This window comes from Brevibacillus sp. NRRL NRS-603, assembly GCF_003013445.1.
In the GTDB taxonomy this organism is placed as follows: Bacteria; Bacillota; Bacilli; order Brevibacillales; family Brevibacillaceae; genus Brevibacillus; species Brevibacillus formosus.
In genome coordinates this window covers 62,971-71,936 of the sequence record NZ_PXZN01000038.1, presented here as the reverse complement: position 1 = coordinate 71,936, position 8,966 = coordinate 62,971, and the positions used below count along the sequence as shown (strand labels likewise).

The following is an 8,966-nucleotide window of genomic DNA, read 5'->3' as shown; positions in this document are numbered from 1 at the left end:
GTTTTCAAAGAGCATTTTTTGTCGAACGTTTTACATCTTATCACGTTCGTTGTTTGCGAGTCAAGAAGTTTTTTATCGAATCTCGTTTTCTTTTCTCGTATTTTGTCGTCGTTCTTGGCGACAAGGAATAATCTATCACATATAAAAATCTAAATCAAGAGTGATTTTAAAAGTTTTTAATCAAAAAAACGAGAAACAGCTAAAATATCGCGTTACGAAAGGAAAAAGAGCGAGAAAAACATCCCGCTCTTTCTATCAAATATCTCTACTACATTCAGCCTTGAACTACATACCCGTTTCTTTTAACGGCGCCTCTGGAGCTCCGTCAGCACTTCATCCAGCGGCAGCTTTTGCTCCCGTAACAGAACCATCAAGTGAAAGATCAGATCAGATGCCTCGTACCGCAGCTCCTCACGACTTCGATTTTTCGCTGCAATAATGACCTCGGCAGCCTCTTCCCCGACCTTTTTCAGGATTTTGTCTACGCCTTTTTCGAACAAGTAGGTGGTGTAGGAGCCTTCCGGGCGCTCTGCCTCCCGCGCAGCAATCAGTTCCTCTAGCTCACTTAAGATCGCAAACCGATCTGCTTGTACTGGTTCTTCATCTGTATCGGTGAGAACTTCCTGTGAGAAACAGCTGTACGCCCCCGTATGACAAGCGGGCCCATTCGGCTCGACCATCACAACCAGCGCATCTCCGTCGCAATCATACCGCATAGAGACAATCCGCTGTGTATGACCCGAGGTCTCACCCTTGTGCCACAATTGTTGTCGGGAACGGCTCCAAAACCATGTTTCTTTGGTGGCCAATGACTTTTGTAGCGATTCTTCATTCATATAAGCAAGCGTCAAGACTGTCTTGCTTCCGGCATCCTGCACGATGACAGGGATCAACCCTTTGTCGTCAAAACGCAATTTTTCCACTGCAAACGCTTCTGCTCCTGTCATGGTCGTACGACAACTCCTTTGGTTTGCAAATACTCTTTCACCGAGTGAATCGACGTCTCGTCATAGTGAAAAATGGAAGCCGCCAGCGCAGCGTCTGCCTTTCCTTGCGTCAGCACATCGTAAAAATGCTCCCTCGAGCCCGCTCCACCAGAAGCAATGACCGGGATTCCGACCGCTTCTGATACCCTCTTGGTCAATTCAAGGCCAAAGCCTTTCTTTTCTCCATCGTCGTCCATGCTGGTCAGAAGGATTTCTCCCGCTCCCAGCGCTTCTGCTTCATGCGCCCAGTGGATAACGTCCCTCCCCGTCGCATTCCGTCCGCCGTGGGTATACACTTCCCAGCGATTTTCCCCGACACTTCTCGCGTCGATCGCCACGACTATACATTGTGAGCCAAAGACCGTCGCTCCCTCGCGGACCAATTCCGGACGCAAAACAGCCGCTGTATTCAACGAAATTTTGTCCGCACCCGCACGCAAAATCCTTTTCATATCGTCAACACTGTTAATGCCGCCGCCAACCGTGAAAGGAATCGTAATGTTTGCGGCTGTTTTTTCGATGACATCCACCATCGTCTTGCGCCCTTCGTGGGACGCGGAAATATCGAGAAAGATCAGCTCGTCTGCTCTCTCGTCGCTATACTTTTTTGCCAGTTCAACCGGGTCTCCTGCATCGCGAAGTCCGACGAACTGCACGCCTTTTACCACCCGTCCGTCTTTTACATCGAGACACGGGATGATTCGTTTAGCTAGCATTCGCTTCACGCTCCTCCATGCGCTGGAGCGCTTCTTCCAATGTAAAAGCGTCCGTATAAAGTGCTTTGCCAACAATGGCGCCAGAGACTCCGTCCGAAGCATGGGCAGCGAGCGTCAACAAGTCGTCCAGTTGGCTGACACCTCCCGAGGCTATCACTGATTTTCCTGTAGCCATCGCCAACGCTGCAATTTCTTCTACATTAGGCCCTGTCATCGTGCCATCACGGGCGATATCGGTGTAAATAAACGTCTCGGCGCCATACGTAACCAACCGCTTGGCAAGCTCTGTCGCTTGGACATCTGTTGTGGTCAACCAACCCCTGGTAGCCACCAGCCCATTCCGGCAGTCCAGACCAATCGCGATTTTGTCCCCATAGTTTTGAAGAATTCGCTTCGTAAAAGGCTCGTCTTCGATAGCGGCAGTCCCAACGATCACTCGCGCGACACCCGCTTCCAAATAGTCCGCGATCTGTTCTTCTGTTCGAATGCCGCCTCCAACCTGCACGGGTACAGGGATCGAGCGCGCTATATCCTTTATGAGCGCTGCATTTGCAGGCTTACCTTCCTTTGCCCCATCCAAATCTACGAGATGAACCCAAGACGCACCTTGCTCTACCCAGCGTTTCGCCATCGCGAGCGGTGAATCAGCGTACACTGTCTCTTGCCCGTAATCTCCTTGAAAAAGCCGAACACACTTGCCCCCGCGAATATCGATCGCCGGATAAACGATAAAGCTCATGTCAAGACCCCCTCGCATTGAACGGCAAAGTTGCGCAGCAGCAGCATTCCTGTCTCTCCGCTCTTTTCCGGGTGAAACTGCATGCCGTATACGTTGTCACGATTCACAATGGCTGTGACCTCCTGATGGTAGTCACTCGTCGCAAGCAAGACATTAGACTGGCACAAGACATGATACGAATGGACAAAATAGACGTAATCGCCATCTTGCACGCCGTTTAGTAACAGTTGCTTTTGCTTTATTATCAGTTGGTTCCAGCCCATGTGCGGTACCTTGTAATCCCCTCGAAAACGCACAACCTCACCACCGAGCAGCCCCAAGCCCGCATTCTCTCCATGCTCCGCACTTTTCTCAAATAAAAGCTGCATGCCGAGACAAATGCCCAAGATCGGACGACCTGTTGCTGCGTATCCCTTGATCGCTTGCTCCAATCCGAGCTCACGTATGTTGGCAATCGCATCTCCAAACGCCCCGACTCCCGGCAAAATCAACCCGCTATATTCTTGCAGGCGCTCTGCTTGAGAAACGAACTCGTACGAATAGCCCAGCCTTTCCAACGCCTTGCTCAAGCTGTACAAATTCCCCATGCCGTAATCGATGATGCCGATCATGTTACAAAACCCCTTTTGTGGACGGGACCCCTTTTACACGCGGATCGATCGTCGTCGCTTCATCCAGTGCACGGCCCAGCGCTTTGAAAATCGCCTCGATCATGTGGTGCGTATTGTGACCGTAGTGCAAAATCACATGCAGATTAATCCGCGCCTCCAATGCGAGCTTCCATAAAAACTCGTGTACCAGCTCCGTCGGAAACTGACCAACCATATTAGTAGGGTACGTAGCGCGATATTCCAGATGAGGGCGGTTGCTGATATCAATGACAACCTGCGCAAGCGCATCATCCATCGGGACAAACGCATTTCCATAACGCTTGATGCCTTTCTTGTCTCCCAACGCTTCCCGCAGAGCATGCCCAAGACATATCCCGATATCCTCCACCGTGTGGTGATAGTCGATTTCGATATCTCCCTTTGCCTTGACAGTCAGGTCAAAATGTCCGTGTCGGGTAAACAGGTCTAGCATATGATCCAGAAATGGAACACCCGAATTTTGCTTGCTCTCACCCGCGCCGTCTACACCAAAGGAAAGCGCGATCTGCGTCTCATTCGTATTGCGTTCGATCTGTGCAGCACGTTGTTTCCCTTCACTCATCTCTTTTCACTCTCCTGCTCTTCGGTCTCAAAATCTAGCAATCGCGCAAGGATAGCTCGACCATGCCCAGACAATCCTTCCTGTTCTGCCAGTGCCACAATTTTATGTCCATTTTCCCGCAAATCTCGCTTGCTGTAGGAAACAACACTCGACTTCTTGATAAAATCATCGACGGATAATGGCGAAGAAAAACGAGCTGTTCCATTCGTAGGAATCACATGATTGGTACCGGCAAAATAATCCCCGACTGGCTCTGAGCTGTATGGGCCGAGGAAAATTGCACCCGCATTTTCCACTTTTCCGAGGTGCTCAAACGGCTCTGCCATCATGATTTCCAAATGCTCGGGCGCGATACGGTTGATAACGGCAAACCCTTCTTCCAAATCGTCGACGAGTATAATAGAGCCGTAGTCGCGTATCGCCGCTTCTGCAATCGATTTGCGTGGAAGAACCGCAAGCTGTCGCTCGACTTCCTGTGACACTTGCTCCGCCAACGCTTGCGATGTTGTAACCAATATAGCGGCTGACATCGGATCATGCTCAGCTTGAGATAGCAGGTCTGCCGCGACGTAACGCGGGTTGGCCGTCTCATCTGCGATCACCGCAATTTCACTAGGCCCTGCCACCATGTCGATACTGACCAATCCGAATACTTCTCGCTTCGCTAACGCCACGAAAATATTACCGGGGCCAACAATTTTATCGACTGCTTTGATTTGCTCCGTCCCGTAGGTCAATGCCGCAATCGCCTGCGCTCCGCCTACCTTGTATATCTCACTTACTCCTGCGATTTGAGCTGCAACGAGAATCGCCGGATTGATTTTCCCATCCGCTCCTGGAGGTGTTGTAATGACTACTTCAGGAACACCTGCAATTTTGGCAGGAATGGCATTCATCAATACGCTGGAAGGATAAGCTGCCGTTCCGCCTGGTACATACAAACCTGCGCGCTTCAACGGACGTATCAGTTGGCCAAGCAATGTGCCACTCTCTTTGGTGGTAAACCAGGACTGACGCACTTGCCGCTCATGAAACGCCCGAATATTTTCGGCTGCTTCTTCCAATGCCGCTTTGACTTGTGGAGATACGAGCTCACTTGCTTCTGCAAACTCGCCTTCGCTCACACGGAAGTTTTGAAGAAGCACACGATCAAACCGCTCTGTGTAATAGCGCAGCGCTTCGTCCCCTTGCTGGCGAACCGAGGTGAGGATCGCCTTCACCGCTTCTTGCTGTTCTCTCGTCCCTGCGTCTACCGATCGTTTCCCGTCATACTGGCTGGCTGACATGATACGCATAGCTGTCTCCCCTTTTTCTCTAGTTCCCGCAAGGAATGACCTCTAAAAATTTTCCGGCGATCTCATCCACCGCTTCACTTTTCATCCGATAGCTGGCTCGATTGGCAATCAGCCTCGTCGTAATTTCACAAATGCTCTCCAGCTCGACCAAGCCATTTTCCCGCAATGTCCTACCTGTCGAAACAATATCCACAATACGATCAGCCAGCCCAATCATCGGTGCAAGCTCTACTGAACCATTCAGCTTGATTACCTCAACCTGCTGTCCCTGCTCACGAAAATACCGTGACGCAATCTTCGGATATTTCGTTGCAACACGCAGTGCTTCCGTCGGTTTCCAATCTGGCAGACCCGCTACCATCATGCGACAATAGCCGATATGCAAATCCAACAGCTCGTAAACATCTCGCTCTTCCTCCAATAAAACATCCTTGCCGACCACGCCAACGTCAGCCACCCCATACTCGACATAAGTAGGAACATCAGTAGGCTTCGCCATGATAAATTCAAGCCTGGCGTTTTCCACAGGGATGATCAGTCTGCGCGAATCTTGCAGATCCGCAGCAACCTGCAAGCCAGCCTGCTGGAGGAAATGGACTGCCTCTTCAAAAATCCGTCCTTTTGGCATGGCGATCGTCAGCTTTTGGTCGTTTTTCATGAGTGCCATCTCCTACTCCTCCTGTTGTGTCATGCAAATGACCTTGGTATATCCCGCTTCTTGTCCAACCTGTTTCTCATCTATTTTGGAGACGAGACGTGTCACTACTACGAGCCCGTCCTCACGCAATTGCTGTGCCTCTGCCAAAGCAGCGCCGCGGCAATCCTCCGTGTAAACAAGCAAAACTCGCGCAGTTGCTTGCCCTTTTACGAAAGGAGTGACCTGAAGCAGACGATCCATCTTGATCGCAAAGCCCGTGGCGGATGCAGCCCGCCCAAATTGGGAGAGCAACTGATCGTAGCGTCCTCCGCCCAAAAGCGGGGAGCCCAAGTCTGCCGCGTACCCTTCGAAAACGACGCCTGTGTAGTAGTTCAAATTGATGATCAGATTGAAATCGATCAACAAATCTTCTGTCACCCCGTAGGCTTCTAACGACTCCCACAAGGATGCAATCGTCTCGACTGCCCTCCTTGCCTTTCCGTTGCCTGCCAATTCACGGGCTGCCTCGATTTTTCCTTTTCCCCCTTGCAGCCGTAGCAAGGCTTCCAATCGACTTTTCGCCTCTGACGGAATGTCTACTGTCGCAAGTAACTGCCGGAAGCCAACGAAGTCCCGCTCGTACAAAAACTGGCGGAATTGATTACGAATCGACTCATCTTCAATCTCTTCCTCCAACAGACCGTCTACGAAATCGACATGCCCAATGGCAATGCGAAACGTCTCCACACCCGCTGCCCGCAAGCAAAACACAGCAAGCGCAATGGCTTCCGCATCCGCATCGACAGACGCATCCCCGATCAACTCGATCCCAGTTTGAGAAAACTCCGCATTCCGTCCCGCTTCCTTTTCTTGTGCCCGAAACACATTTGCCTGGTAATACAACCGAATCGGCAATGGAACATCTTTATAAAGGGAGGAAACAACCCTTGCAATTGGCGTTGTCATATCCGGACGCAGGACTACGGTGTGGCCTTGTTTATCCAGGAGGCGAAACATCCGGTCTGTCAGCGTCGCACTTGCTGCTCCTACCGTATCGAAGTATTCCAGAGAGGGTGTGGATATTTCGTCATAGCCCCATCTCTCGATACACTGCCGCAGCTCCCGCTCCAAATGCCGTTGTTTCGCCAGTGATTCCGGCAGTATGTCCCGCATCCCGAGCGGCTTTTCGAATCCCAACGGCTTTGCCATCTTTGTTCCCTCCATTGCATTCGCTTTACTCTGCTAATATGGTAACAAACTAAAGTGTTATGAAGAAGATTACCACGTCGAGAATCTTAGGTCAACTAAGATAAGAATAGTCGGAAAATTTCATCCAAAATAAAAAACCGCCAGGATAAACACCTGACGGCTGATCACAAGGGAAGAGACGCTACATGCCTTCTTCCTCTGAAGCTTTCGTTCGAATGAGCTGCATGGGGTTCCCACCTACAAAGGCACCAGGCGGGACATCTTTATGAACAACCGTTCCCGCTGCGACAATGGCCCCTTTGCCAATCGTTACTCCAGGCAAAATGGTAGTGTTGGCACCCACCAGGACAGCATCCTCAATAATCACTTCTCCCAAACGATATTCATCTATCAAATATTCATGGGCGAGTATCGTCGTATTGTACCCGATCACGCAATTACGGCCGATCTTGATCTTCTCGGGAAACATGATATCCATCATCACCATCAACGCTACCGCACTATGCTGCCCTACTTCCATACGCAAAAATGTGCGGTACATCCAGTTCTTCCACGAAACGATCGGCGTATATCTGGAGAGTTGGATGACGATAAAATTTTTCATGACTTTCCAGAAGCTTACCGTTCGATACATGTGCCAAAGCGGGTTTACCCCATTTACGGGATAACGTGTTGTCTTCCTCATATGCGTCTCTTTCTCCTACAAGTCAGAATCGGCATCTTCTAGAATGGCATTCGACTGTTTCCGTGTGAAGTGCATCGCTGCGTTGTAACCCATCCGTTTCAAACGGAAATTCATCGCTGCAACCTCAATGATGACTGCCAAATTTCGTCCTGGTCGAACAGGAACGGTAATAATCGGAATTTCGGTATCCATGATCTTCAATGTTTCCTCATCGAGCCCCAACCGCTCGTACATTTTATGAGGCTCCCACAGCTCCAGCTGAACAACCATCTCGATGTTCTTTACATTGCGCACGGCACCTGCACCAAACATCGTCATAATGTTGATAATCCCCACGCCGCGGATTTCCAAGAGATGTTGAATCAGCTCAGGAGCGCTACCGCTTAGCTGCCCGCCCTGTGTCTGCTTAATCTCCACTGCGTCATCTGCTACGAGTCGGTGTCCGCGCTTTACAAGCTCAAGTGCAGCCTCGCTCTTCCCGATCCCGCTCGATCCCATAATCAAAACGCCGACGCCGTAAATGTCTGTGAGTACCCCATGTATCGTCGTCGTTGGTGCAAGACGATTCTCCAGGAAGTTGGTCACTTTCCCGACTAGCGTAGTCGTTGCCAGCGGGGACTGAAGTACAGGTACCCCCAACCGATTGGAAACGTCAATCATCTCCTCCGGCACCATTTGATTACGGGTCACACAGAAGCAGGGAACCTGACTTTGCATGAGAAAATTCATCCGTTCCAGCCGTTCCTCTGGAGTCAGCGTTTGAAAAAAGTTGATTTCCGTCAAGCCGAACAATTGAATCCGCTCTTGCGCATAATACGAATAGTAACCGGCTAACTGCAGGCCCGGACGACTCAAATCCGTAACGGTAATCTCACGCCCCAAGCCCTCTTCCCCGCTCAAGATCGTCATATTGAAATGGTCCACTAAATGGCTCACATTCGTCTTACGCATGAAGCTTCCCCCTCACATGGGATTTTCCGTCCCTATGGTTGTGTCTCTATTGTATCGAAACCTCTGTGCTTACGACAACCTAATAAGACCGAGCATCCTTATTAGGCAAAAACCCCGCGACTCGTTTGAGAGAATACGGGGCTTTTTCGAACATACTACCTCTTTTCTTTTTTCATCCCTACTACAACTTCAATGAGGTAGCCAAAAATACTCATCAGTGCTGCTGCCACGATGACAGTGCCAATGTTGTCAGGCCATGGCCCCACTTCAAATCCATCAATAAAGTAGGCAGTCAACGCAAACGTCACGGCATTAATGACAAACCAGAACAAACCGATTGTCAGTACTTGCAAGGGAAAGGTAAAAAACAGCAGAATCGGCCGAATCACTGTGTTCACCAACCCCAAGATCAACGTAGCCCATAGTGCTACTGTGAAATTCGCGACATAAATGGAATGGAACCAATTGCTGATCAAAAGCAGCGCAGCCCCATTTAAAAGCATTTTGATTATCCAGCGGCTCATGGTGCCTTCCCC

The 8,966-nt window shown here is 50.2% G+C and carries 11 protein-coding genes; all 11 read right to left on the bottom strand.

Annotated features, from left to right (window positions below; all coding sequences use genetic code 11):
• Window positions 1-302: 302 nt before the first annotated feature.
• Entirely contained in the window at window positions 303-947 is a 645-nt protein-coding gene (gene hisIE / locus C7R94_RS24615) for a bifunctional phosphoribosyl-AMP cyclohydrolase/phosphoribosyl-ATP diphosphatase HisIE (protein ID WP_106785342.1), read from the bottom strand.
• Window positions 944-1,702 carry an imidazole glycerol phosphate synthase subunit HisF gene (gene hisF, locus C7R94_RS24610; RefSeq protein WP_106785341.1) on the bottom strand — a complete coding sequence of 253 codons (759 nt, stop codon included), beginning with the start codon at window positions 1,700-1,702 and terminating at the stop codon, window positions 944-946. Before hisF ends, hisIE begins: the two co-directional genes overlap by 4 nt.
• On the bottom strand, window positions 1,692-2,441 hold the full coding sequence (gene hisA / locus C7R94_RS24605; RefSeq protein WP_106785340.1) for a 1-(5-phosphoribosyl)-5-[(5-phosphoribosylamino)methylideneamino]imidazole-4-carboxamide isomerase: 750 nt from the start codon (window positions 2,439-2,441) through the stop codon (window positions 1,692-1,694). Before hisA ends, hisF begins: the two co-directional genes overlap by 11 nt.
• Window positions 2,438-3,052 carry an imidazole glycerol phosphate synthase subunit HisH gene (gene hisH, locus C7R94_RS24600; protein WP_106785339.1) on the bottom strand — a complete coding sequence of 205 codons (615 nt, stop codon included), beginning with the start codon at window positions 3,050-3,052 and terminating at the stop codon, window positions 2,438-2,440. Before hisH ends, hisA begins: the two co-directional genes overlap by 4 nt.
• A gap of 1 nt (window position 3,053) precedes the next feature.
• A complete protein-coding gene (gene hisB / locus C7R94_RS24595) occupies window positions 3,054-3,653 on the bottom strand; it encodes an imidazoleglycerol-phosphate dehydratase HisB (RefSeq protein WP_017252226.1) in 600 nt (199 codons plus the stop codon).
• Complete coding sequence (gene hisD, locus C7R94_RS24590) at window positions 3,650-4,948, bottom strand: histidinol dehydrogenase (protein WP_106785338.1); 1,299 nt, start codon at window positions 4,946-4,948, stop codon at window positions 3,650-3,652. Before hisD ends, hisB begins: the two co-directional genes overlap by 4 nt.
• A 19-nt stretch (window positions 4,949-4,967) precedes the next feature.
• The gene (gene hisG, locus C7R94_RS24585) at window positions 4,968-5,615 is read right to left on the bottom strand and encodes an ATP phosphoribosyltransferase (RefSeq protein WP_106785337.1); all 648 of its coding nucleotides are present in this window, start codon (window positions 5,613-5,615) and stop codon (window positions 4,968-4,970) included.
• Window positions 5,616-5,618: 3 nt separating this feature from the next.
• On the bottom strand, window positions 5,619-6,794 hold the full coding sequence (locus tag C7R94_RS24580) for an ATP phosphoribosyltransferase regulatory subunit (RefSeq protein WP_106785336.1): 1,176 nt from the start codon (window positions 6,792-6,794) through the stop codon (window positions 5,619-5,621).
• 181 nt (window positions 6,795-6,975) lie between these two features.
• Window positions 6,976-7,479 (bottom strand): acyltransferase, encoded by a 504-nt coding sequence (locus C7R94_RS24575; protein ID WP_047069713.1) that lies wholly within the window; start codon window positions 7,477-7,479, stop codon window positions 6,976-6,978.
• A gap of 15 nt (window positions 7,480-7,494) precedes the next feature.
• Window positions 7,495-8,430 carry an HPr(Ser) kinase/phosphatase gene (gene hprK, locus C7R94_RS24570; protein WP_106785335.1) on the bottom strand — a complete coding sequence of 312 codons (936 nt, stop codon included), beginning with the start codon at window positions 8,428-8,430 and terminating at the stop codon, window positions 7,495-7,497.
• Window positions 8,431-8,585: 155 nt separating this feature from the next.
• Window positions 8,586-8,954 (bottom strand): phage holin family protein, encoded by a 369-nt coding sequence (locus tag C7R94_RS24565; protein ID WP_106785334.1) that lies wholly within the window; start codon window positions 8,952-8,954, stop codon window positions 8,586-8,588.
• Between the last annotated feature and the right edge of the window lie 12 nt (window positions 8,955-8,966).